The organism is Streptomyces sp. NPDC055189 (assembly GCF_053606765.1).
The window spans coordinates 1-25,135 of the sequence record NZ_JBSGSG010000082.1; the positions used below are offsets into that span (position 1 = coordinate 1).

Here is a 25,135-nt window from a genome sequence, read left to right on the forward strand (position 1 = left end):
GTGCGTACGCACTCCCGCCCCCTCGTCACGACAGAAGGATCAGCTCAGTAGCTCGACCTCCGCGAGCGTCGCCGAACCGTCCAGGACGAGCCGGTAGTGCGCGTACGCGCCCGGCTTGTCCACGGTGAAGGCCCGGGTCTGCTTGTCCCAGGCGAAGGACTCGCCGGAGCGCTTGTCCAGCTGGGTCCACTTCTCGCCGTCGGCGGAGCCTTCGAGCACCCAGCCGCGCGGCGCCTTCGCCTTGTCGGACGACGTCAGCGTGTACTGCGCGGCCTTCGTCGCCTTGGTGACGGGCAGCTCCACGGAGGACGAAGTGGCCTCCGTGGCCGAGGTGTTGTCGAAGAGCGCGCCGTCACCCTTGATGGCGTCACCGCGGGGCGAGGGCACCTTGTCGTCCTGCGTGACGGACGTGGGCTGGGCGTTCTTGCCCGTGCCCCACGACGAGGGCTCGGGGCCCATGTCGAACTCCAGGACACCGCCGCGTGCGATCTCCTTGTGGGGCAGCGCCGTGGAGGTCCACTTCTTGCCGTTGACCTTCAGGCCCTGGACGTAGACGTTCTTCGCGCTGTTCTTGGGCGCCTTGACGACCAGGTCGCGCCCGTTGTCCAGGTGCACGGTCATCTTGGTGAACTGCGGCGAACCGATCGCGTACTCGCCGCTGCCCATGACCAGCGGATAGAAGCCGAGCGAGGAGAAGAGGTACCAGGCCGACTGCTCGCCGTTGTCCTCGTCGCCGTGGTAGCCCTGCCCGATCTCGCTGCCCGTGTAGAGACGGGAGAGGACCTCGCGGACCTTCTCCTGCGTCTTGGACGGTTCACCGGCCGCGTCGTACATGTAGGCGGCGTGGTGGGCGACCTGGTTGGAGTGCCCGTACATGCCCATGCGTACGTCGCGTGCCTCGGTCATCTCGTGGATGACGCCTCCGTAGGAGCCCGCGAACTCGGCGGACCCGGTCTCCGGAGTGTCGAAGTACTTGTCGAGCTTGTCGCCCAGACCCTTGCGGCCGCCGTAGAGGTTGGCCAGACCGCGCGAGTCCTGCGGGGCGGTGAAGGCGTAGCCCCAGGCGTTCGTCTCCGTGTAGTCGTAGCCCCACACGCGCGGGTCGAACTTCTCGGAGGGGACGCGCCAGCCACCCTTCGCGTCCTTGCCCTGGAAGAAGCCCTCCCCGGCCGCCTTGCCGTCGAAAAGGTGCACGTAGTCACGGGCGCGGTTGAGGAAGTACTCCGACTCCTCCTTGTAGCGCTTCTCGCCCGTCTTCTTGTAGAGGGCCTCGCCCATGCGAGAGATGCCGTAGTCGTTGACGTAGCCCTCCAGGGCCCAGGACAGGCCCTCGTGGGTCTCGCTGGAGGTGTAGCCGAGGAAGGGGGAGGTCTCCATGCCCTTGCGGCCCACGCCCTTGCTCGGCGGCACGACCGTCGCGTTCTTCAGTGCCGCGTCGTACGCGTCCTTGGCGTCGAAGTCCACGCCCTTGACGTACGCGTCGGCGAACGCCACGTCCGACGAGGTGCCCGTCATCAGGTCGGCGTAGCCCGGCGACGACCAGCGCGACGTCCAGCCGCCGTCCTTGTACTGCTGCACGAAGCCGTCGACCAGCTCACCCGCCTTCTTCGGCGTGAGGAGCGAGTAGGCGGGCCAGGTCGTGCGATAGGTGTCCCAGAAGCCGTTGTTCACGTACGGCTTGCCGTCGACGATCTTCGCGCCGGTGTGGGTCGGGGTGTCCGGGCCCGTCTGCGGCGAGAACGGCGAGGCGTACTGGTACTTCTTGCCGACCTTCTCGAAGCCCGAGTTCGGGTAGAGGTAGAGGCGGTAGAGGGAGGAGTACAGCGAGGTCCGCTGGCCCTCGCTCGCGCCCTGCACCTCGACCTTGCCGAGGATGTCGTCCCAGCTCTTCTGCGCGCGGTTCTTCACGCGCTCGAAGGAGGTGCCGGAGGGGATCTCGCTGTTCAGGTTGGCCTTGGCCTGGTCGAGGCTGATCAGCGAGGTCGCAAGACGCAGGTTGACCGTGCGGTCCTTGCCCGCCTTGAAGCGCAGGTAGCCGGTGACGTCACCGCCACCGCCGCCCTCCAGCTTGCCGCCCGCGGTGACGGGGGAGTCGAAGGTGCCGTACACGAAGAGGCGGGTGGCACCGGTGGAGAGGCCGGACTTGACGTCCGAGAAGCCGCTGACGACACCGCTCTCCTTGTCGAGAGTGAGGCCGCCCTTCTCCGAGACGTTGTCGAATATGACGCTCGCGTCGTCACCGGGATAGGTGAACTTCATCATCGCGGCGTGGTCGGTCGGGGCCATCTCGGCCTTCAGACCGTTCTCGAACGTCACGCCGTAGTAGTGCGGGCGTGCCGTCTCCTTCTCGTGCTTGAAGGGCAGCGCGCGCTTGGTGCGGTCCGCGGACGGGGTGTCCTTGTCGACGGACGGCATCATCTGGAAGGTCTGCCGGTCGCCCATCCAGGGGCTCGGCTCGTGGCTCGCGCTGAACGCCTGGATCGTCGGCAGGTTGTCCGCGTTGTTGCCGCGCGCGTAGTCGTAGAGCCAGCTCAGCGAGCCCGCGTTGGTGACCGGCGTCCAGAAGTTGAAGCCGTGCGGCACCGCGGTCGCGGGGAAGGTGTTGCCGCGCGAGAAGCCGCCGCTGGAGTTCGTGCCGCGGGTGGTGTCCGCGTAGTCCGAAGGGTGGGCCTTCGGCTTCGCCGGGGCCTTCTCCTTCAGGGACACGTCGTCGACCCAGCCGCGGAACTTCGCCGGGCCCTTGGGGGAGTCGTACGCGACGAGCACCCGGTCCACGGTCTTGCCGCCCGCGACCTGCCCGATCCGGGCGGCGACGTTGTTCCACTGGTTGACGTAGAGGCCCTTGGCGGCTCCCTGGCCCTGCGGGGTCAGCGGGAAGCCGTTCTGGTCCGTGGCCTTGAGGTCACTCAGATAGGTGCCGTCGGTGAAGGCGAGGTCCACCGATACGTTCGTGGCGTCGTAGTCGAGGTCGCCCTCGGCCATCGACGGGAAGATGCGGTACGACAGCTCGGTGTCACGCCGCACCGAGACGTTCACGTCGAACACCTTGTTGTACGAGTATCCGCGGGCGTCCGCCTTGTGGGTGCCCGCATAGCGCAGGGCGCGCTTGCCGGTGAACCCGGCGCCCGACTTCGCGGTCGGCGATCCGCTGGGGCCGCGGTCCACGAGGGAGAGCATGTCCTCGGGGGCGGGGCTCTCGCTGCCGCCGACGGAGAGCTGGACGTCGGAGAGCTGGAGGGCGTCGGACGCGCCGTTGTTGGCGGTGACGTCCAGGCGGTAGTGGGCGTAGGCGGTGTCGTTCTCGAAGTCGTACTTCTTGGTCTGGTGGCGCTTGTCGAACGCCTCGCCCTTGCGGGTGTCGAGGGTCTTCCAGTCCTTGCCGTCCGCGGAGCCCTGGAGGGTCCAGTCCTTGGGGTCGCGCTCGTCGTGGTCGTTCGCCGACGTCAGCGCGTACGTGATGGCCTTGGCGGGCTCGTCCAGGTCGAACTCGACCCAGCCGGTGGGCTTGAAGGTCAGCCACTTGCTGGTGGGCTCACCGTCGGTCAGGTTCTCCTTGACCTCACCGCCCGAGGTGTTCTCGCCGCTGGCGCGGACCTCGGTGACGTGGTCGTTCACACTGCCGGGGATACCGGCACTGAACGCGCCGTTGACGCCGGCGGTCTTCTTCTTGCCGTCGGGCCCGGTCTCCACGGTGTTCAGCCAGTCGGGCTGCGCATCGCCCTCTTCGAACGAAGAAACGAACTCCCTCGCCGCTTTGGGTGGTTTCTCCGGCTTGGCGACGGCTGCGCCCTGCGCCGTCGCGACGAGCGTGAACGCGGCGGCACCCAGAACCGCGGCCGAACGATGGTGTCTGAAGCGAGGTCTGCGTGATCTGTGCGGCATCCCCGAGCCCCTCCCTGCAAGTGTGGACAACGTTGTCACTTGGCTGCGCAAGGTCCAGTAGGTCGTCAAGTTGCCGGTGGTGTCAAGGCTGTTGAAAGGGCCGGAGGAGCCGGAGGTGCTGCCGGGAAAGCCGGGAGGTGCTGCCGGGAAAGTCCAAGGAGGCCGGGGAGAAAGTCCAATGAGGAGCAAGGAGGGGCCAGGGAAGATCGGTGAGGGGAAGCGCCGGCGGGTTCCGACGCCGTCGATTATCCCGGCTGAATTTGCTCACGCCGTGAACGAACCAGTCCGTGTCTCCGCGAGGTCTCAACTCGGGAAAGACTGCTGGCCCAAGCTGCATTCGATCTTGCTCTGTCGCCGAGAAGTGGACTATACCTATCGGCACCCTGAGTGGCGGGTGCGAGCCCTTGCCATGTAGTTGACGCACGTGCAGCACCACCAAGCTTCAACTGACCCGCGGTGTCGGGCCCTTCGCCACTGGCGAGCTGTCGGGAGCCCCGTACGCCGCCTGAGTCCTGGAAGGCGAGGACTTGAGCATGGGATCCACCAGCATCAACCGTCGTGACGTGATGAAGAGGGCGGCGGCCACCAGCCTTCTCGCGGTGCCGGCCGTGGGCGCCCTGAGCTCCTGCGCGAGCGGGGGCGGGGACGAGAACAAGGCGGAGAAGGGCGACAAGTCCAAGAAGAACCCGCTCGGCGTGAAGGAGGACGCCGCGCTCGCCGTGGTCGTCTTCAACGGCGGTTACGGCGACAAGTACGCCCAGTTCGTCACCGACATGTACAAGAAGCGGTACCCGGACTCGGACGCCGGCCAGAAGTCGACGACGAAGGTCGCCACTCAGGTGCAGCCGAAGATCGTCCGCGGCAACCCGACGGCCGACGTCGTCAACAATTCCGGCGCCGACCAGATGAACCCCGGCAAGCTGGTGTCCAACAAACAGGTGGCCGACCTCACCGAGCTGCTCGACGCGCCGTCGTGGGACGACCCGAGCGTCAAGGTGCGCGACATCCTCGAACCGGCGGTCGAGGCGAGCGGCAACTTCGGTGGCCCCGGCACCTTCCAGGCCGGCATCTCGCTGACGGTCTACGGCACCTTCTACTCCAAGAAGCTCCTTGAGGAGGGCCTGGACTCCGAGTACCCGAAGACGTGGGACGAGATGTTGGCCGTCTGCAAGAAGGCCAAGGCCAAGGGCATCCACGGCTGGAGCTACCCGGGCGGCCACCCGCGGTACATGTTCTTCAGCATCTACACGATGTTCGCGCAGCGCGGTGGGCGCGAGATCACCACGGCCATGGACTACCTGGAGCCGGGCGCCTGGAAGAATGACGCGGTCAAGGACGTCTTCGAGGCCTGGGAGGAACTGGTCGCCAAGAAGTACGTCCTGACCGGCTTCGACGGCACCGAGGCGCACACCGAGATGCAGACCGCCTGGACCAAGGGCGGCAAGTGCGTCTTCGTGCCCAACGGTTCCTGGGTGGAGAACGAGGCCAAGGACACCACCCCGAAGGACTTCGGGATGTCGTTCGGCCCGAGCCCGTCACTGGACTCGGGCGACAAGATGCCGTTCGGCACGATCAACGCGCCGGCCGGTGAGTTCTACGTCGTCCCCGAGAAGGCGCAGAACCGGCAGGGCGGCCTTGAATGGCTGCGGGCGATGTACAGCAAGGAAGCCGCCCTGAACAACTTCAAGCAGCTCTCCGCTCTGCCGGTGGTCAAGGGGGCCATCGACGGCCAGAAGATGCCGCACGGTGTGGCCAGCGTGCAGGCGGCGATCAAGTCCGCCGGCGAGAACGTCGTCATCGCGAAGCACATGGACTGGTACAACGAGCTGTTCCGCGAGGACTTCAACAACATGATCGCCAAGTTCATGCTGGGCCAGATCGGTACCAAGCAGGCCATGGACATCATGGAGAAGGCCGGGGCCCGGATCCTCAAGGACCCTGACGTCGTCAAGGTCAAGAAGTCCTGATCAGCGGCGGATCGACCGAGGACGCGAGCGCGTGAACGAGGCGGGGCGGAGTGGCGTGAAGACTGACACCCGGGTGGACGGTTCGCCACCTTCGAAGAAGACACCGGACCCGGCAGGACGGCCCAAGTCGCCGAACGGGCTGCTGTTCGTCCTGGCGGTGCTGCTGCCGCCCCGCTTCACCCCGCAGAGCGTGCGCTACGACCGGCGCTACCGGACGCTCGACAAGTACCGCTTCATCGCGGGCTTCCTGTCGCTGCCGCTCGCGTTCTATGCGCTGTTCGTGATCTCGCCCTTCATCCAGGCGATCTACTACTCGTTCACGGACTGGTCCGGCGGTCCGGTGGCGAACTTCATCGGCTTCGACAACTTCACCAAGATGTGGAACGACGAGCGCTTCTGGGAATCCCTGGAGGTCAGCGTCACCCTGGCGGTCGTCGCCCCGGTGATCACGCTCGTGCTCGGCATGTTCTTCGCGTACATGATCACGTCGGGCGGGCGGCACCGTAAGGGCCAGGCCATCGCGGGCGTCGCGGGCTCGTCGTTCTACAAGGTCGTCTACTTCTTCCCCCAGGTCCTGTCCGTCGCGATCATCGCCGTGGTCTGGGGCCGCGTCTTCAACACCAATAGCGGCCTGATCAACGGCGGGCTCGACAAAGTGGGTGTCGACGGCCCGGCCTGGCTGGGCGGCGACCGCTCACTGGCCCTCATCGCCGTGATGATCGTGCTCTCCTGGAGCTTCGTCGGCTTCTACGTGGTGCTGTTCTCCGCCGCGATGGGCGCGATCCCCAAGGACATCTACGAGGCCGCGCTGCTCGACGGCGCGGGCCGCGGGCGGACCTTCTTCAGCGTGACGCTTCCGCTGATCTGGGACACCGTGCGGACCGGCTGGATCTACATGGGCATCCAGGCACTCGACTCGTTCGCGATCGTCCTGGTCATGGTTCCCGAACACGTCCTGAAGGTCACCCCGGTCTTCCTCTACGAACGGTTCCGTGACGGTCAGTACGGCTATGCCACCTCCATCGGCGTCGTCCTCCTCGTCCTCAGCATGGCGTTCTCGCTGATCGTCATGAGGATCGGGAACCGCGACCGGATCGAATACTAAAGACCGCGGGAGCACTGCATCATGACCACGACCACCGCACCCCGCGCCGAGTCCGCCGACACATCCCGCCGGGAGGGCGATTCGGCGGGCGGCGCGACCCTGAACGTCTTCTCGCACGCCTTCCTCGTCCTGTGGGTGGTCCTCGCGGCGGGCCCGCTGATCTGGGTCGCCCTCACCGCGTTCCGCCCCTCGGTCGAGATCCTCAGCGATCCGATGGGCTGGCCGACCTCCTTCCACTGGGAGAACTTCACCAACGCGTGGACCGAGGCGAACATCGGCCAGTACGCCATCAACTCCGTGATCATCCTGTCGGGTTCGCTGACCGGCACCATGCTGCTCGGCTCGATGGCGGCCTATGTGATCGCCCGCTTCACCTTCCCGGGCAACCGGTTCATCTTCATGCTCTTCGCGGGCGGCATGATGTTCCCGGTCATCCTCGCGCTCGTGCCGCTCTTCGCGGTGATGGAGAACTTCGGGCTCCTGGACACCCGGCCCGGCCTGATGATCGCGTACATCGCGTACTCGCTGCCCTTCACGACCTTCTTCCTCACCTCCTTCTTCCGCACGCTGCCCACCGGCGTCCAGGAGGCGGCGATGGTCGACGGTGCCTCGCACACGCGCACGTTCTTCCAGATCATGCTGCCGATGGCCAAGCCCGGCCTGGTCAGCATCGGCATCTTCAACTTCCTCGGCCAGTGGAACCAGTACCTGCTTCCGCTGCTGCTCAACAACGAGGAGGAGAAGAGCTACGTGCTGCCGCAGGGGCTCGCCACGCTCGCGGTCTCGCAGGGCTACCGGGGTGACTGGGGAGCGCTCTTCGCGGGCCTGACGATCGCGATGCTGCCGGTGCTCGTCGTGTACGCGGTGTTCCAGCGCCAGGTGCAGGCGGGCCTCACCGCGGGCGCTCTCAAATGACCCTGCCCGCAGGTGATTTCAGCTTGGCCACGAAAGTGGTCTAGGCCTGTTGCGGCAATTCCGGCCGTGAGTAATGTCGGCGCCACGGCGCCGCGGGGGGAACCTTTGCCCGCGTTCAAGTCGACACCGATGTCGAAGGGTTGAACAGCATGAGGAATCGATTGATCGCCACCGGTGCGGCAACGCTCGCGATGGCCATGGGACTTACCGCGTGCGGCGGTGACAGCGACAGCGGTGACAGCAAGACCATCAAACTCGTCGCCGCCGACTACGGTGACAAGGCGTCCAACGCTTCCAAGAACTACTGGAACGACGTCAAGAAGGACTTCGAGGCCCAGAACAAGGGCTACAAGGTCGACGTCCAGGTCATCAACTGGAACGAGATCGACAAGTCCGTCAAGAACATGATCCAGGCGGGCAACCAGCCCGACCTGCTGCAGACCGGCGGCTACGCCGACAAGGTCGCCGACGACCTGCTCTACAAGGCCGACGAGGTCCTCTCGCCCAAGACGCAGGAGAACCTCATCCCGAGCTTCGCCAAGGCCGGCGAGGTCAAGGGCACGCAGTACGGCATCCCGTGGGTCTCCTCCAGCCGCGTGATGTTCTACAACAAGGCCGTCCTGAAGAAGGCGGGCGTGAAGACGCCGCCCAAGACGTGGGACGAACTCGCCGCCGCCGCAAAGAAGATCAAGTCCTCCAAGGCGGCCGACACCCCCTACGCCCTCCCGCTCGGCCCCGAGGAGACCCAGGGCGAGACGATGATGTGGGAGCTCGGCAACGGCGGTGGCTACACCGACGCGAGCGGCAAGTACACCCTCGACAGCGCGAAGAACGTCGAGACCTTCGACTGGCTGCAGAAGAACCTGGTCAAGCCCGGCCTCACGTACTCCAACCCGGCCTCCACCGACCGCAAGACGGCCTTCGCGGACTTCGCGGCCGGCAAGGTCGGCATGCTCAACGGCCACCCGAGCCTGATCCAGATGGCCAAGGACGGCAAGGTCGACTACGGCGTCGCGCCGATCCCCGGCAAGACGGGCCCGCTGGACTCCACGCTCGGTGTCGCCGACTGGATGATGGCGTTCAAGGACGGCGGCGCGGAGAAGGAGGGCGTGAAGAAGTTCCTGGACTTCACGTACTCCAAGAAGATGCTGCAGTTCGACGAGATGTACAACCTGATGCCGGTCACGCAGGACACCCTCAAGGAGATGCAGACCAGCGGCAAGCACAAGGACCTGGAGCCGTTCTTCGAGGTCCTGCCGAACGCCAAGTTCTACCCGCTCGGCGACACCTCGTGGGACGTCATCTCCGCGGAGATGAAGAAGACCGGTGGCAAGGCGGCGAGCGACGACCCGAAGGCGGTCCTCGGCGACCTCCAGAAGAAGGCGGAGACGGCGGCCGCGGAGAACAAGTAGCCCGCAGGCAGACGCACTTTCGTCCCGTAGTCCCGTTTCGCTAGGAGACCTAGTGTCACTGAAGGCCCCTCCGCCCCCGGCCGACACCGGCCGGGGACGGAGCGGGCGCGCACCCAGGCCGGTGAGCCGCCGCAGCGGTATCGCACGACTCGGCCCGCTGCCCTGGATAGCGCCCGTCATTCTGCTGATCCTCGCCGTGGTCATCTGGCCGGTCGTCGAGCTGATCCGCACCTCGTTCCTCAACATCTCCATCGCCGGGATCGTGCGCGGCAGCGCGGGGACCGACAAGTACAAGAAGCTCTTCGACGAGACCGACTTCGGGGCGGTCCTGCTCTGGACGGTCGTGTGGACCGTCGTCGTCGTGACCGTGACGATGCTGCTCTCGCTGGCCCTCGCCCAGCTGTTCAACCAGAAGTTCCCCGGCCGCACCGTCACGCGCTGGGCGCTCATCGCGCCCTGGGCGGCGTCCGTCCTGATGACCGCCATCGGCTTCAAGTGGATGCTCAACCAGACCGCGGGCGTGCTCAACACGCTGATGCTGGACCTCGGCCTGATCGACAAGTCCAGGGACTGGCTCGGCAAACCGGAGACGGCCTGGCCGTGGATGATGGCCGTCGCGATCTTCGTGTCGCTGCCCTTCACCACGTACACCCTGCTCGCGGGCCTGCAGACCATCCCGCACGAGGTCTACGAGGCGTCGCGGATCGACGGGGCGAGCCCCTGGCAGACGTACCGTCACATCACGGTGCCGATGCTGCGGCCCGCGTTCCTCGTCGGTGTGGTCATCAACCTCATCAACGTCTTCAACTCCTTCCCGATCATCTGGGCCATGACGCAGGGCGGTCCCGGCTATGACACCTCCACGACCATGGTGTTCATGTACAAGCTGAAGGAGACCGACATCGGCGAATCCGCCGCCATGTCCGTGGTCAACTTCGCGATGGTCGTCGTGCTCGTGCTGATCTTCCTGAAGGTCAGCCGGTGGAACGAGGAGGACTGATGGCCACCGCGACGGCACCCCGCGCGGGGTCCCCGAAGGGCCCACCGAAGCAGCAGCTCAAGCCCAAGCGCACGTTCCGGCCGCGCACCCTGGTCATCACGGTGGTCGCCTGGGCGCTGGCGGCGATCTTCCTTGCTCCGTACCTGGAGATGGTGATCACCGCGCTCCGGCCCAAGAGCGAGCTGCGGGACCGGACGTATCTGCCCACGGACCTGGAGTGGTCGAACTTCATCGAGGTCTGGAAGGAGTCGGAGCTCGGCCAGAACCTGCAGGTGACCCTGCTCGTCGCGGGCGGCGCGACGCTTCTGGTGCTCCTGGTCTCGCTGCCCGCCGCGTACTACACGGCGCGCATGCGCTACCGCGGACGCAAGGCCTTCCTGCTTCTCGTCCTCATCACGCAGATGTTCCAGCCCACCGCCCTCCTGGTCGGCCTCTACCGCGAGTTCCACCAGCTGGACATGCTCAACTCGGTCTGGACCCTGATCATCACCAACGCGGCGTTCAACCTCGCGTTCGCGGTGTGGATCCTGACGGCCTACATCTCCTCCATCCCACCGGAGCTGGAGGAGGCCGCCATGGTGGACGGCACGAGCCGCTTCGGCGCCATGATCAAGGTGACGCTGCCGCTCGCGCTGCCGGGTGTGGTCACCGCGGTGATCTTCACTTTCATCACCTCGTGGAATGAGTTCGTGATGGGCCTCACGCTCACCACCGAGCCCGACAAGCAGCCGCTGACCGTCGGCATCAACAATTTCATCGGCGCCTACACCGTGGAGTGGAACTACCTCTTCGCCGCCTCCGTGGTGGCGATCGTGCCGGTCATCGTGCTCTTCGCCTTCATCGAGCGGCACGTGGTCTCGGGTCTCACCGCGGGATCGGTCAAGTAACGGATCGGCCCTCTCAGGCCGGGTCTGGGTGGTTTGGGGTGCATCCTCGCCACTTGGACCCGGCCTGTCCCACTGTTCAAGAGTGCCGATTTGGGTCAAGGACTTGACTGCGCCAACCCGTTCAGCAGAGCTTGGAGTTCACAACTTGTACGGGCGGCGAAGGTGCCGTTACGTCAGACGGAAAAGGGTGGCTGAGTCAATGGAGACTCCGGGGTCGCAGTCGTCGCTGCACCGGGCCAATCTCGAGCGGGTCGTACGCGCCGTACGCCTCGCCGGGTCGCTCACTCAAGCGGAGATCGCCAGGACGACGGGTCTGTCCGCGGCCACGGTCTCCAACATCGTCCGGGAGCTCAAGGACGGCGGAACGGTCGAGGTCACGCCCACCTCGGCGGGCGGCCGAAGGGCCCGCAGCGTCTCGCTCAGCGGTGACGCGGGCATCGTCATCGGCGTGGACTTCGGCCATACGCACCTGCGCGTGGCCGTCGGCAACCTCGCCCACCAGGTGCTCGCCGAGGAGTCCGAGCCGCTGGACGTGGACGCGTCGGCCGCACAGGGCTTCGACCGGGCCGAGCAGCTGGTCAGCAGGCTGATCGCGGTGACGGGCGTGGACCGGGCGAAGATCGCGGGCATCGGCCTCGGCGTGCCGGGACCCATCGACGTGGAGTCCGGCACGCTCGGCTCGACCTCGATCCTGCCGGGCTGGACGGGCACGAAGCCCGCCGAGGAACTCAAGGACCGCCTCGGCGTCCCCGTGCACGTCGACAACGACGCCAACCTCGGCGCGCTCGGCGAGCTGGTCTGGGGCAGCGGCCGCGGGGTCAAGGACCTCGCGTACATCAAGGTCGCCAGCGGTGTCGGCGCCGGGCTCGTGATCAGCGGGCGGATCTACCGCGGCCCCGGCGGCACCGCGGGCGAGATCGGGCACATCACCCTGGACGAGTCGGGCCCGGTCTGCCGCTGCGGCAACCGCGGCTGCCTGGAGACGTTCACCGCGGCCCGCTACGTGCTGCCCCTGCTCCAGTCGAGCCACGGCACCGAGCTGACGATGGAGCGCGTGGTCTCCCTCGCGCGTGACGGTGACCCCGGCTGCCGGCGGGTGATCGCCGACGTCGGCCGGCACATCGGCAGCGGCGTCGCGAACCTGTGCAACCTCCTGAACCCCAGCAGGGTCGTCCTGGGCGGCGACCTGGCGGAGGCCGGTGAGCTGGTCCTGGGGCCCATCAGGGAGTCCGTGGGGCGCTATGCGATCCCCAGCGCCGCCCGGCAGCTCTCCGTCCTCCCGGGGGCCCTCGGAGGCCGCGCCGAAGTCCTGGGCGCACTGGCTCTCGCACTCAGCGAAATGGGCGATTCAACCCTTTTGGACGGCTCGCTGCCCGCGACCGCACCTGCCTTCACTTAGATAACGCATGGCACCGTTGTCATCTCGTTAAGGATTTACTCCTTGACGCTGGTGTGGCGGCCGAGTTGACTTCGAGCCACCTCGGCCGCAACGACGCGGCCACGTCAGGGAGGTTGGACAGTGAACACCCATCTGCGTCGTGCCGCGATAGCCATGACCGCTACCGCGATGGCCGTTTCCCTTGCCGCTTGTGGCGAGGCCGGTGGCGGTGACAAGGGAGACTCGGACAACAAGACCATCGGTCTGTTGCTGCCCGAGAGCAAGACCACGCGTTACGAGTCCTTCGACTACCCGCTGATCAAGGCGAAGGTCAAGGAGCTCTGCTCCGACTGCGAGATCAACTACAAGAACGCCTCCGAGAACGTCTCGACCCAGAAGCAGCAGTTCGACGACCTCGTCGACTCCGGCGTCAAGGTCATCATTCTGGACGCGGTCGACTCCGGTGCCACCAAGGCGTGGGTGCAGGAGGCGAAGAAGAAGGACATCAAGGTCGTGGCGTACGACCGCCTGGCCGAGGGCCCGGTCTCCGCGTATGTCTCCTTCGACAACGAGAAGATCGGCAAGCTCCAGGGCGAGGGCATCGTCAAGGCCCTGGGCGACAAGGCCAAGGACTCCAATGTCGTCATGATCAACGGCAAGGAGTCCGACCCGAACGCCGCCCTCTTCAAGAAGGGCGCGCACTCGGTCATCGACGGCAAGGTCAAGAAGGTCGTCTACGAGCAGACGGGCGAGTGGGACCCGAAGATCGCCGGTGAGAAGATGGGCACCGCCATCACCTCGCTCGGCAAGGACGGCTTCGACGCCGTCTACTCGGCCAACGACGGCATGGCGGGCGGCATCGTCGCGGCGCTGGAGTCGGCGAAGGTCAAGGGGATCCCGGTCGGCGGCCAGGACGCCGAACTGGCGGGCATCCAGCGGATCCTGAAGGGCACGCAGGCCTTCACCATCTACAAGCCGTACAAGCCCGAGGCGGAGAAGACCGCCGAGGTCGCGGTGAAGCTCCTCAACGGCGAGAAGATCGACTCGCTGGTCACGGACAAGCTCGACAGCCCCAGCGACAAGGGCATCCCGTCGGCGCTCGTCCAGGCGTTCGTCGTCACCAAGGACGACATCAAGGACACCGTGGTCAAGGACAAGCTCTACAAGACGAGCGAGATCTGCACCCCGGACTTCGCCAAGGCCTGCGCGGACGCCGGCATCAAGTAGCCGCGAGTTGCCGGCAACGGACTCGTACGGCGTCTCGGCCCCCCTCTCACTCACCCCGCTGCCGGGGGCCGGGACGCCGTACGTACGCACCTGCTCGCACCCTCGCTACTTCCCCCCTTAGCCCACATCAACATCCCGCCGTACGCCATGCCCGTACGGCCCTCCGCCAGCCCCTGGCGGACGAAGGAGATGGTTCACATGTCCGCTCCGCCCGTGCTGGCGTTGCGCGGCGTCTCCAAGCGCTTCGGTGCCGTTCAGGCGCTCACCGATGTCGAACTGGAAGTACACGCCGGTCAAGTCGTCGCCCTGGTCGGCGACAACGGTGCCGGTAAGTCGACCCTGGTCAAGACGATCGCGGGGGTCCACCCCATCGACGAGGGCACCATCGAGTGGGACGGCAACCCCGTCTCCATCTCGCGCCCGCACGACGCCCAGGGCCTGGGTGTCGCCACCGTCTACCAGGACCTCGCGCTCTGCGACAACCTGGACGTCGTCGCCAACCTGTTCCTCGGCCGTGAGCTCGGCCGCGCCAAGGTCCTCGACGAGGTGGCGATGGAGAAGCGTGCCAAGGAGCTCCTTGACACCCTCTCCATCCGTATCCCCAGCGTGCGCATCCCGATCGCCTCGCTCTCCGGCGGTCAGCGCCAGGTCGTCGCGATCGCCCGTGCCCTGGTCGGCGACCCCAAGCTGGTGATCCTCGACGAGCCCACCGCGGCGCTCGGCGTCGAGCAGACCGCACAGGTCCTCGACCTGGTGGAGCGGCTGCGCGAGCGCGGCCTCGCGGTGCTCCTCATCAGCCACAACATGGCCGACGTCAAGGCCGTCGCCGACGAGGTGGCCGTCCTGCGCCTCGGCCGCAACAACGGTGTCTTCAGCGTCAAGGACACCAGCAACGAAGAGATCATCGCCGCGATCACCGGAGCCACGGAGAACGCCGTGACCCGGCGCAAGGCGCGTAACGCGGAGGCCGCGAAGTGAGTGACACCGTGAACACCTCGAAGAAGGTGGACGCCGAGGCCCCGGCCGCCGACGCCATCCCGGCCGTCGACCCGCGCCTGCTCGTCCGTGAGCAGGGTTTCGCCGGTTACCTCACCGAGTTCAAGCGCAAGATCAAGGGCGGTGAGCTCGGCTCCATACCGGTCGTCACCGGTCTCATCGTGATCTGGGCGATCTTCGAGATCACCACCGGGCGCTTCCTCGACCCGTCCAACCTCAGCAACATCGCGCAGTACATCGTCGGCCCCGGCCTCATCGCGACCGGCATCGTCTTCGTCCTGCTGCTCGGCGAGATCGACCTGTCGGTCGGCTCCGTCGCCGGTCTCACCGCCGCGATCAGCTCCGTCCTCGCCATCAAGCAGGACGTGAACGAACTGCTCGCCGTCCTCATCGGCCTGGCCGCCGCCGGCGCGATCGGTGCCCTGCACGGCTTCTTCTTCGCCAAGATCGGCGTCCCGGCCTTCGTCGTGACCCTCGCGGGTTTCCTCGGGTGGAGCGGCCTGCAGCTGTACGTCCTCGGCAACACGCTGAGCCTGAACAACATCTCCGACGGCATCATCTACAACCTGAACAACTACTACTTCAGCGATGTCGCCGCCGCCTACGGCCTCGCGACCGTCGCGGTCGCCGCGTACGCCTACTCCCAGTGGAGCCAGCGCGTGCGCCGCAAGGCCGCCGACCTGCCGCACCGCCCGGTCAGCGAGCTGGCCCTGCGGACCGCCGTCGTCGCCGTCCTGGCCTACGTCGTCGCCTTCGTCCTGAACCAGGAAGACGGGCTCCCGCTCGGCCTCACCGTCTTCGTCGGCGTCGTGGTCCTTGCCAGCTTCGTGCTGCGCCGCACCAACTACGGCCGCCAGGTCTTCGCGGTCGGCGGCGGCGTCGAGGCCGCCCGCAGGGCCGGCATCAACGTCGTCTGGATCCGGATCTCCGTGTTCACGGTCTCCGGCTTCCTCGGCGGGCTCGGCGGCCTGTTCATCGCCTCCCAGTCCGGCGTCGCCGACTCGAACCTGGGCGGCGGCGACACCCTGATGCTGGCGATCGCCGCGGCGGTCATCGGCGGCACCAGCCTCTTCGGCGGCCGGGGCACCCCCTGGTCGGCGCTGCTCGGCATCCTGGTCATCCAGTCGATCATGACCGGCCTTTACATGTCCGGCAGCTCCAGCAAGGCCGTGCAGTCGATGATCACCGGCGCCGTGCTCCTCGCCGCGGTCGTCCTCGACTCCGTGTCCCGCAGGAGCCAGAAGGCGGCGGGCCGCGCCTGACCCCCGCCCGCGGGCGCTGCCGTCATCCGATCGGCAGCAGCCTCGCATGAACCCTGTGCCCGGCGTCGACGAAGACGCCGGGCACAGTCATGACCCGTTCGCGTGACGTGGAACTCACGGCCCGGACGCCGTCGGCAGCGGCGGAACATTAGACTCAACAAGCCCGGCAACATCCGGTCAACGCTCGAACAGCTCTACTGCAAGGAGGCACGGGTGCCGCTGCTGACCCGCATCAGGGGACCGCGCGATCTGGACCGGCTCAGCCCGGAGGAGCTGAACCAGCTGGCCGGCGAGATCCGCGCCTTCCTCGTCGACGCAGTCTCCAAGACAGGCGGCCACCTGGGCCCCAACCTCGGTGTGGTCGAGCTCACCATCGCCATGCACCGCGTCTTCGAGTCCCCTCAGGACAAGGTGCTCTTCGACACCGGCCACCAGAGCTACGTGCACAAGCTGCTCACCGGCCGCCAGGACTTCGCCAAGCTGCGCACCAAGGGCGGCATCTCCGGCTACCCCGCGCGCGCCGAGTCCGAGCACGACGTGATCGAGAACTCGCACGCCTCGACGGTCCTGGGCTGGGCCGACGGTCTGGCCAAGGCCAACGAGGTGCGGGGCAAGGACGACCACGTCGTCGCCGTCATCGGTGACGGCGCACTCACCGGCGGCATGGCCTGGGAGGCGCTGAACAACATCGCCGCCGCCAAGGACCGCCCCCTGGTGATCGTCGTCAACGACAACGAGCGTTCGTACGCCCCGACCATCGGCGGCCTCGCGAACCACCTGGCGACCCTGCGCACCACCGACGGCTACGAGCGCTTCCTGGCCCGCGGCAAGGACCTCCTGGAGCGCACTCCGGTCGTCGGCAAGCCCCTCTACGAGACGCTGCACGGCGCGAAGAAGGGCCTGAAGGACTTCATCGCCCCGCAGGGCATGTTCGAGGACCTCGGCCTGAAGTACGTCGGCCCGATCGACGGCCACGACATCGAGGCCCTGGAGTCCGCCCTGACGCGCGCCAAGCGCTTCGGCGGACCGGTCATCGTGCACTGCATCACCGAGAAGGGCCGCGGCTACAAGCCCGCCCTGGAGGACGAGGCGGACCACTTCCACGCCGTCGGCGTCATCCACCCGGACACCGGCCTGCCGATCTCGGCCTCCGGCATGGACTGGACCTCCGTCTTCGGCGAGGAGATGGTCAAGCTCGGCCGCGAGCGCGAGGACATCGTCGCGATCACGGCCGCCATGCTCCAGCCGGTCGGCCTGAAGAAGTTCGCCGAGGAGTTCCCCGACCGGGTCTACGACGTGGGCATCGCCGAGCAGCACGCGGCCACATCGGCGGCGGGCCTGGCCACCGGCGGCCTGCACCCCGTCTTCGCCGTCTACGCGACCTTCCTCAACCGCGCCTTCGACCAGCTCCTGATGGACGTGGCCCTGCACAAGTGCGGTGTCACCTTCGTCCTGGACCGGGCGGGCGTCACCGGCACGGACGGCGCCTCGCACAACGGCATGTGGGACATGTCGATCCTGCAGTGCGTGCCGACCCTGCGGATCGCCGCCCCGCGCGACGCCGACCAGGTCCGCCTCCAGCTGCGCGAGGCCGTCGAGGTCGACGACGCCCCGACGGTCGTCCGCTACTCGAAGGGCGCGGTCGGCCCGGCGGTCAAGGCCGTCGGCAAGGTCGGCGGCATGGACGTCCTGCGCAAGGCGGGCACCAACCGCCCCGACGTCCTCCTCGTGTCCGTGGGCGCGCTCGCGCCCATGTGCCTGGAGATCGCGGGCCTCCTGGACAAGCAGGGCATCACGACCACGGTCGTCGACCCCCGCTGGGTCAAGCCCGTCGACGAGGCGCTCGCCCCGCTCGCCGAGCAGCACCGCGTGGTCGTCACCGTCGAGGACAACTCGCGCGCGGGCGGCGTCGGTTCGGCCGTCTCCCAGGCCCTGCGCGACGCGGGCGTCGACGTACCGCTGCGCGACTTCGGCATCCCGCCGCGCTTCCTCGACCACGCATCGCGCAAGGAGATCCTCGCCGAGATCGGTCTGACGGCGCCGGACATCTCCCGCCAGGTCACCGGCCTGGTCGCCAAGCTCGACGGACGGTACGAGCGCACGGCCGCCGTCGACTCCGTCGAGGCCGGGGAACCCGCGCGCGACTGAGTCAACCCGCACCGCCGACGGGCCGGTTTCACCACCCTGTACGGGTGGTGAAACCGGCCCATTCGCGTGAATAGGCTCGCGCCGGGGCTTACGGGGTACCCGCCCTCTCGATCATGTCGGGGACGACAAGCGTGGGAGGTACGCCCGTGAGCAGCAGTCTCTTCAGGACGAAGAGCGTCGAGCAGTCCATCAGGGACACCGAGGAGCCGGAACACGCGCTCAAGAAGTCCCTGTCCGCCCTCGATCTCACGGTCTTCGGCGTCGGTGTCATCATCGGCACCGGCATCTTCGTGCTGACCGGAAAGATCGCCAAGGAGACGGCGGGCCCCTCGGTCGCCCTCGCCTTCGTCGTCGCGGGACTCGTCTGCGGCCTCGCGGCGCTCTGTTACGCCGAGTTCGCCTCGACGGTGCCGGTGGCGGGATCGGCGTACACCTTCTCGTACGCCTCGCTGGGCGAGTTCCCCGCCTGGATCATCGGCTGGGACCTCATCCTGGAACTCGCGCTCGGCTGCGCGGTGGTCGCCGTCGGCTGGTCGGGCTACATCCGCTCGCTGCTCGATTCGGCCGGCTGGCACCTGCCGCAGGCGATGAGCGGAACCCACGAGGGCAGCTTCGGCTTCGACCTCCTCGCCTGCCTGCTCGTCATCGTCCTGACCGGCATCCTGGTCGCCGGGATGAAGTTGTCGTCGCGGGTCACCAATGTGATCGTCGCCGTCAAGGTGACGGTGGTGCTCCTGGTCGTCATCGTCGGCGCCCTCTTCATCACCGGCTCCAACTACGACCCGTTCGTCCCGCCGTCCGAGCCCGCCGAGGGCGGCGGCGGCATCACGGCGCCCCTTGTCCAGCTGATGTTCGGCTTCACGCCCTCGCACTTCGGCGTCATGGGCATCTTCACCGCGGCGGCCGTGGTCTTCTTCGCGTTCATCGGCTTCGACATCGTCGCCACCGCCGCCGAGGAGACGCACAACCCGCAGCGCGACGTGCCGCGCGGCATCCTCGGCTCGCTCTTCATCTGCACGATCCTCTACGTCGCCGTCTCCGTCGTCGTCACGGGCATGCAGAAGTACACCGAACTCTCCACGGACGCACCGCTGGCGGACGCGTTCAAGGCCGTCGGGCACCCCTTCTGGGCGGGCCTGATCAGCTTCGGCGCCGCGGTCGGCCTGACCTCGGTCTGCATGATCCTGCTGCTCGGCCAGACCCGGGTGTTCTTCGCGATGAGCCGTGACGGACTGCTGCCCCTGACCTTCTCCAAGGTCCACCCCAAGTTCGGCACCCCTTACCGCTCGACGCTGCTGCTCGGCGGCATCGTCGCGATCGTCGCGGGCTTCACCTCCATCGACGAGCTGGCCGAACTGGTCAACATCGGGACGCTGTTCGCCTTCGTGGTGGTCGCGATCGGCGTGGTCCTGCTCCGCAAGCAGCGCCCCGACCTGCCGCGTTCCTTCCGCACCCCGCTGGTGCCGTTCGTTCCCGTCCTGTCGGTGCTCGCCTCGCTGTGGCTGATGCTGAACCTGCCCGCCGAGACCTGGCTGCGGTTCGCGGTCTGGATGGTCATCGGCGTGGTGATCTACTTCGCGTACGGGCGTTCGCACAGCCGTCTGCACCAGCGCGACCCGCACGCCGACGACGCACGGTAGTTGCCGCTCTCCGGCGTTCCTCGGCACTCCTTCACATCCGGCCCCGTATGTCCCGTTCCGATGGGGACTGCGGGGCCGGATAGCGTGCACCGTATGCTCGTCGAGCCCACCGCATCGCTACGTTCCGTAAGTACCCTTCGGGGATCGGGCCCGTCCGGGGAGCGCGTCCGGGGCGGTGGGGGCGCCTACTGGGTGCGTCTGCTCCCGCTGCTCGCCGCCCTGGCGTGCGTGACCCGGCTGCCCTCCTTCCGGTGGCCGCTGTGGAACCCCGACGAGGGCTATCTCGCCGTACAGGCCCGGATATTGGCGCACGGCGGCGAGCTCTACGAAACGGTCGTCGACCGCAAACCGCCGCTCGTCCCCTGGCTGTACGAGGGGTCCTTCGCGCTCTTCGGCGACTCCTCGCTCCTGCCGCTCAAGGTGCTCGCCGTCACCGCCCAGCTTCTGACGGCGGTCTTCCTGGCCTCCCTGGCCCGGCGGCGCTGGGGGGACGCGGCGGGACGCACGGCGGGCGTCCTCTACCTCCTGATCTCGATCGGCCTGAACCCGCAGGACGCCCAGGCGGCCAGCTTCGAGATCTTCATGCTGCCGTGCACGGCAGCCGCCATGTGGTGCGCGGACCGCCGCCGGTGGGGCTCCGCGGGGGCGGCGGTGGCCTGCGCGTTCCTCGCCAAACAGACCGGGGGAGCGGTGCTCCTGCCGGTGGCCTGGCTGCTGTGGCGGGACGGGGCCTCCCGCTGGTGCGCGGCGCGCCTCGCGGCGGGCCTGTGCGGTCCCGTCGTCGCCGCGGCCGTCCTGACGGCCCCCGCGGGCTTCGTGTTCTGGACGGTGACGGGGTCGGGCGCGTACGCCTCCTTCACCGGCTCCGAACTCCACGTGCTGGGGCGGGGCCTGGTGAACGCGGCGGTCCTCGCGGGGGCCTGTGCGGGGATCATCCCGCCGGTCCTGCGCGTCCTGTGCGTCGCCCGGACCGGGGCGGCCGAGCTGTGGCTGTGGCTCGCGTCATCGGCGGCGGCGGTCTCGCTCGGCTTCCACTTCTTCGGCCACTACTACCTGCAACTGATGCCGCCGCTCGCCCTGTTGGGCACGGCGGCGTTGCAGAGCCTGCCGCGTGAGCGCACGGCCAGGGCGGTCGTCGTCACGGGGTGCTCGTGCGCGGTGTTCCTGGCCTGGGGTCTCCTCGCGCCACGGCCCGAACTGGCGCACGCGGCGCGGCTCGCGGAGGCGGTCGAGTCCCGTACCGGCCCGAAGGAGAAGGTGCTGGTGTGGGGGATACACCCGGAGACGTACTGGCTCGCCGACCGCGCCCCTGCGAGCCGCTATCTCACGGCCGGGCTGCTCACCAACTACAGCGGGGGCCGCAACGGGCCGCAGGTGGGGGAGAAGTACGCGGTCGAGGGCGCCTGGCCCGTCTTCCGCGAAGAGCTGCGACGCCACCCGCCGGCGCTCGTGGTCGACGACTCACGGGGCAAGCCGTACGGCCCTGACCGGGTGCCGTCGCTGCGGCGGGTGCTCACGGTGGACTACCGGCCGGTGCTGCGGGTCGGGGGAGCGGTGGTGTACGCGCGGGTGGACCAGGGGCGGTGAGAGGCGAGGGGACGGCCGGTGCGGGGCTGGTACGGGGCGGGCGGCCAGGGGGCTTCTGACGGACCTCCGCCGCGTCGCGGCGCCCGGCATGTCGTCTCGCCGCACCTTCCGGCCGGTACGCCGAGTGCACGACCGGACGCCGCTCCTTCCTCCACGGAGATCGGTCAGAGGCCCGCTAACCGTCGCGCCGCCAGGTGCGTGTGACGTCCGCCAGGGCCTCGACCGCCTCCGCCGAGCGGGCACGGTCCTCGCGGATCCGGTGGCCGAGCTCGATGTGCAGGAACGGCACGTCGTGCGCCGCGGCCGTCCGGCCCTGCAGATTGGAGCGGCCCGCGAGGGGGCAGGACCTGGCCCAGGCGCGGCAGACGTCGTAGCCCCGCTTCCGCAGTGCGTCCGCGAGGTCGCGGCCCTCGGTGACGGCGTCCCTGCCCCGGCCCGTGGAGGCGACGACATCGTGCTCCGGCGCGGATTCGTCGTCCATCCCGTGCAGCTGCACGCCGGGGAGCCCGCGGCGCACCAGCTCGGCGCAGACGGCGTCAAAGACGCTGTCCCTGCGGTGCGCCACATCCGCCTCGTCGCCGCGCCCGGCTTCGCGATGTGCTCCCGCGACGACCAGTACGCCGCCGGGTGAGCGGCTCATGAGCTCCGCGCCGAGCCGTTCGGTGTACCGGTCGGCGACCGGGTGCGGGATCTGGGCCGACCAGCGGACGGGGGAGTCGAGGTCGACGTAGACACGCCCCCAGCCGCGCGGTGCCGAGCCGCCGTCGGAGCGGTCGGCGGCTTCGGCGACCTCGGCGAACCGCCGGCCGCCCGCCGGGTCGGTGACGGTGCGGACCGCGAAGTCCACCTCGGCGAGGCGGCGTTCGGCCTCCGTGCGTTCGTGATCGAGGAGCAGCGCGATGCCCGCTGCCATCGTGCGCCGGTCCTCGCGCGTGGGGCGGCGGTATCCGCTGTCCGCGTGGAAGCCGGCGGTGTAGTCGGTGATCAGCCGTTCGAGGCCCTGGCCGGAGGGCTTGTCGTCCTTGCCCCGTGGGTCGCCCCCGCACTGCACGAGGCCGAGGATCCCGGCCGTCGTGACGGCGAAGGCCACGACGGCGAAGACCCGGAGCTTCTTTGCGATCGTCATCGGCCGGGTGCGGGAGTGCGTGAGCGCTTCATGGTGGTTCGAAGATAAGGCCCCGCCTGCGGCGCCTGACGCAGGGGCCGTGCGTCTCCTGACGTAACGGACGTCGGACGTTCAGCGCGAGCTAGCTCACATTTTCCCTTTCTCGTGCATCCCTTCGGTTGTCTCGTAGGTCCAAGCTCTCCGGAACGCATCACTCTGCGCTCGCGCGGCCGTGCGTCACCTCACGCCACCGCACCACCGGAAGTCCCCGCACCACCGGAAGTCCCGCATCACTTCACGTTCCCGCGTGATTCCAGGAGAGGAGCACCCCTTGGCCGCTTCGCGTTCGAAGCGGCGGCACAAGGTCCGCCGAAGGACCGACATGTCCCTGATAGGTGGCATTCGTCCACCGATCGCCGTGCTGTCGGTCCTGCTCCTCGCCCTCGCGGGCATCACCGCCCTCACCCTCGGCCGCGCAGGCCAGGAAGCCGTACCCAAGGCGGTGAAGTCGTCCCAGCAGCACTTCGCCGAGGACGGCGCCATCGCGCTGCGCGCCTCCATCGACGAGTCCGTGACCGACCTGACCCGGACCGCCGAGCTCTTCAGCGCGGGCGACCCGGTCCCCGCGGACGCGGTCCTCGACAAGATCGGCAGCGTCTACCAGAAGTGGATGGGCACCGCGGTCGTCGAAATCTCCTCGGGCAAGCTCCTCGCCGCCCGCGGCGAGAACCTGCCGCTGACCGCCATCGACCGCGGCAAGCTCGCGGACGAGGACGGCCTCGCCCCGCGCATGGTGCGCCTGGAGAACGGCGAGACGCGCCTGCTCTCCTTCGCCCTGCTCACCTGGAAGGGCGAGCCGCAGCAGCTCCTCGTCGCGTCGAGCAGCCTGCGCTTCCCCGGCATCAGCCTCGGCAAATCCCGCTCCATCGCCGTCGTCAGCCATGACGGCGGCGTCCTCAGCCAGGACGGCATCCCCGAGCCGGAGCAGGTCAGCGGCGAAGGCCCGCGCGAGGAGATCAAGCGGTCCGAGGCACAGCTCAAGGCGTTCGCCACGACCGCCGCCAAGAAGACCCGCGAGCACCCGATCATGTCGAAGGAGCCCGGCTCCGGCGGCTTCGCCGGCGTCAGCGGCCACCTCACCGGCGAAGGCCACCTCGGCCAGCGGGCCGTCGCCGGGTACGCAGGCCTCGCCGCGCCCGAGCCGGGCGAGACCACCATGGCCACCGAGCTCGGCCTCTCCGTCGTCGCGATGGTCCCGGTCGCCGAGGACCGGACGGCCACCAACAGCTCGGCCTTCGGGGTACTCGCCGCGGCCGCCCTGCTGCTCATCGGCGGGGTCACGGTCTTCCTGCTCCTGCGGACCGTGCAGCGCCCGCTGATCCAGCTGTTCCTGGAGGGCCGCAGGCTCACCCGCGGCGACCTCGAACGGCCCGTCTCCGTACCGCGCCGCGGCGAGGCCGCCCGTATCGGCGCCGCCCTCGAACGGCTGCGCCGCCAGCTGCTCGGCGCGCCCACCGACCAGCAGGACAGGCCGGCCCGCCGCGGCAAGCGGGGCAGCCGCACCCTCCTCGCGGTCTGCGCCGTGCTCCTGCTCGCCTGGTCCGCGCCGCTCATGCTGCTGCTCAACCGCGCGGGCAACGGCGTCGACATCCCGCAGCAGATGGTCGCCGACCAGCGCGAGCGCACCGACACCCTCACCGACCGGGTCCGCCGCGCCCTCAACGAAGGCCACGCCGACCTCACCTCGGTCGCCACCCTCATCGGCGACCGCACCGAGGCCTCGGACATGACCAAGGTCCTCGAAGGCACCCTGCACCAGCACACCCGATACCAGTCCCTGTACGTCCTCGACGCCTCGGGCAAGGTCCTCGCCCGGGCGGGCGACGACCCCCGCAGCCCGGATGGCGAGGGCGCGTCGACGCAGCCCGTCCGGGTCATCGACGAGGGCGGCAAGAAGCCCGTGATCCTCGGCACGGCCGAGGTGCCGGGCCGCAAGGGCGCCGCCGTGGTGGGCGAGTTCCGCATCGAGTTCCTCAACTCGCTGCTCGGGCGCCCCGGCCTCGGTGAGGTCCGCGTCGTCGACGACAAGCGCAGGGTGATCGGCGCCAACACCGGCTACCGCGAGTTCCAGGACCTGCCGGGCGGTCGCATCACCGAGCTCGCGAAGTCCGTCGCGGGCAAGGGCGTCGAGAAGCCGCGCGCCGACGGCGCCCTGCACCGGGACGACGGTGACGTCCGGATCGCGGCGGCGGCCCCGTTCGCGGGCGGCGGCGTCGCCCAGGCCCTCAACTGGACCGTGGTCACCTGGCAGCCCGCATCGGCCCTGGCCATCCCCGAGTACAGCCTGCAGAACCGCACCGTCCTCGCCGGTCTCCTCGGCATCACCGCGGCGGCCGCCTGTCTCGGCTGGCTGCACATCGTCGTCGTACGGCCGCTGCGGCACCTCGCCGACCAGGCCGAGGCACTCGCCGACGGGGACCGCCGCACCGTCCTCTACCCGCGCCACCACGACGAGGTCGGCGCCGTCACCCGCAGCCTGGAACTCATCAGGCAGCAGCTGCCGACGGGCACACAGCGCAAGCGGGACGGCGTCACGGCCGGCCTCGCCGGAAGGAACTGAACCC

The 25,135-nt window shown here is 68.4% G+C and carries 16 protein-coding genes; 14 read left to right on the forward strand and 2 right to left on the reverse strand.

Features of this window, described 5'->3' with window-relative positions:
• Nucleotides 1–39: 39 nt before the first annotated feature.
• Complete coding sequence (locus ACWFR3_RS37245; protein WP_453739129.1) at nt 40–3,882, reverse strand: GH92 family glycosyl hydrolase; 3,843 nt, start codon at nt 3,880–3,882, stop codon at nt 40–42.
• A 533-nt stretch (nt 3,883–4,415) separates the two neighbouring features.
• On the opposite strand from ACWFR3_RS37245, the gene ngcE reads away from it, so the two are divergent.
• The 13 genes from ngcE to ACWFR3_RS37310 all read left to right on the forward strand — a co-directional run bounded on the left by ngcE (nt 4,416) and on the right by ACWFR3_RS37310 (nt 21,406).
• Nucleotides 4,416–5,849, forward strand: coding sequence for an N-acetylglucosamine/diacetylchitobiose ABC transporter substrate-binding protein (gene ngcE / locus ACWFR3_RS37250; protein WP_453739130.1), 1,434 nt, complete (start codon nt 4,416–4,418; stop codon nt 5,847–5,849).
• Between the two features lie 190 nt (nt 5,850–6,039).
• Nucleotides 6,040–6,954 (forward strand): carbohydrate ABC transporter permease, encoded by a 915-nt coding sequence (locus ACWFR3_RS37255; protein WP_453739157.1) that lies wholly within the window; start codon nt 6,040–6,042, stop codon nt 6,952–6,954.
• Nucleotides 6,955–6,975: 21 nt separating this feature from the next.
• The gene (locus ACWFR3_RS37260) at nt 6,976–7,869 is read left to right on the forward strand and encodes a carbohydrate ABC transporter permease (protein ID WP_453739131.1); all 894 of its coding nucleotides are present in this window, start codon (nt 6,976–6,978) and stop codon (nt 7,867–7,869) included.
• A 149-nt stretch (nt 7,870–8,018) separates the two neighbouring features.
• Nucleotides 8,019–9,281, forward strand: a complete 1,263-nt coding sequence (locus ACWFR3_RS37265; RefSeq protein ID WP_453739132.1) for an ABC transporter substrate-binding protein — start codon at nt 8,019–8,021, stop codon at nt 9,279–9,281.
• Nucleotides 9,282–9,402: 121 nt separating this feature from the next.
• A complete protein-coding gene (locus tag ACWFR3_RS37270) occupies nt 9,403–10,281 on the forward strand; it encodes a carbohydrate ABC transporter permease (protein ID WP_453739133.1) in 879 nt (292 codons plus the stop codon).
• Nucleotides 10,281–11,168 carry a carbohydrate ABC transporter permease gene (locus ACWFR3_RS37275; protein ID WP_453739134.1) on the forward strand — a complete coding sequence of 296 codons (888 nt, stop codon included), beginning with the start codon at nt 10,281–10,283 and terminating at the stop codon, nt 11,166–11,168. Before ACWFR3_RS37270 ends, ACWFR3_RS37275 begins: the two co-directional genes overlap by 1 nt.
• Nucleotides 11,169–11,367: 199 nt before the next feature.
• Entirely contained in the window at nt 11,368–12,567 is a 1,200-nt protein-coding gene (locus tag ACWFR3_RS37280; RefSeq protein ID WP_453739135.1) for an ROK family transcriptional regulator, read from the forward strand.
• Nucleotides 12,568–12,687: 120 nt separating this feature from the next.
• A complete protein-coding gene (locus ACWFR3_RS37285; RefSeq protein WP_453739136.1) occupies nt 12,688–13,773 on the forward strand; it encodes a substrate-binding domain-containing protein in 1,086 nt (361 codons plus the stop codon).
• A 189-nt stretch (nt 13,774–13,962) separates the two neighbouring features.
• On the forward strand, nt 13,963–14,751 hold the full coding sequence (locus tag ACWFR3_RS37290) for an ATP-binding cassette domain-containing protein (protein WP_365858470.1): 789 nt from the start codon (nt 13,963–13,965) through the stop codon (nt 14,749–14,751).
• Complete coding sequence (locus ACWFR3_RS37295) at nt 14,748–16,031, forward strand: sugar ABC transporter permease (protein ID WP_453739137.1); 1,284 nt, start codon at nt 14,748–14,750, stop codon at nt 16,029–16,031. Before ACWFR3_RS37290 ends, ACWFR3_RS37295 begins: the two co-directional genes overlap by 4 nt.
• A gap of 213 nt (nt 16,032–16,244) precedes the next feature.
• Nucleotides 16,245–18,179 carry a 1-deoxy-D-xylulose-5-phosphate synthase gene (gene dxs / locus ACWFR3_RS37300; protein WP_453739138.1) on the forward strand — a complete coding sequence of 645 codons (1,935 nt, stop codon included), beginning with the start codon at nt 16,245–16,247 and terminating at the stop codon, nt 18,177–18,179.
• Between the two features lie 113 nt (nt 18,180–18,292).
• The gene (locus ACWFR3_RS37305) at nt 18,293–19,819 is read left to right on the forward strand and encodes an amino acid permease (protein WP_453739139.1); all 1,527 of its coding nucleotides are present in this window, start codon (nt 18,293–18,295) and stop codon (nt 19,817–19,819) included.
• Nucleotides 19,820–19,912: 93 nt separating this feature from the next.
• Entirely contained in the window at nt 19,913–21,406 is a 1,494-nt protein-coding gene (locus tag ACWFR3_RS37310; protein ID WP_453739140.1) for an ArnT family glycosyltransferase, read from the forward strand.
• Nucleotides 21,407–21,581: 175 nt separating this feature from the next.
• On the opposite strand, the gene ACWFR3_RS37315 is transcribed toward ACWFR3_RS37310, so the two are convergent.
• A complete protein-coding gene (locus ACWFR3_RS37315) occupies nt 21,582–22,532 on the reverse strand; it encodes a hypothetical protein (protein ID WP_453739141.1) in 951 nt (316 codons plus the stop codon).
• A gap of 361 nt (nt 22,533–22,893) precedes the next feature.
• Between ACWFR3_RS37315 and ACWFR3_RS37320 the strand changes: the two genes are divergently transcribed.
• A complete protein-coding gene (locus tag ACWFR3_RS37320) occupies nt 22,894–25,131 on the forward strand; it encodes a HAMP domain-containing protein (RefSeq protein ID WP_453739142.1) in 2,238 nt (745 codons plus the stop codon).
• Nucleotides 25,132–25,135: the final 4 nt, after the last annotated feature.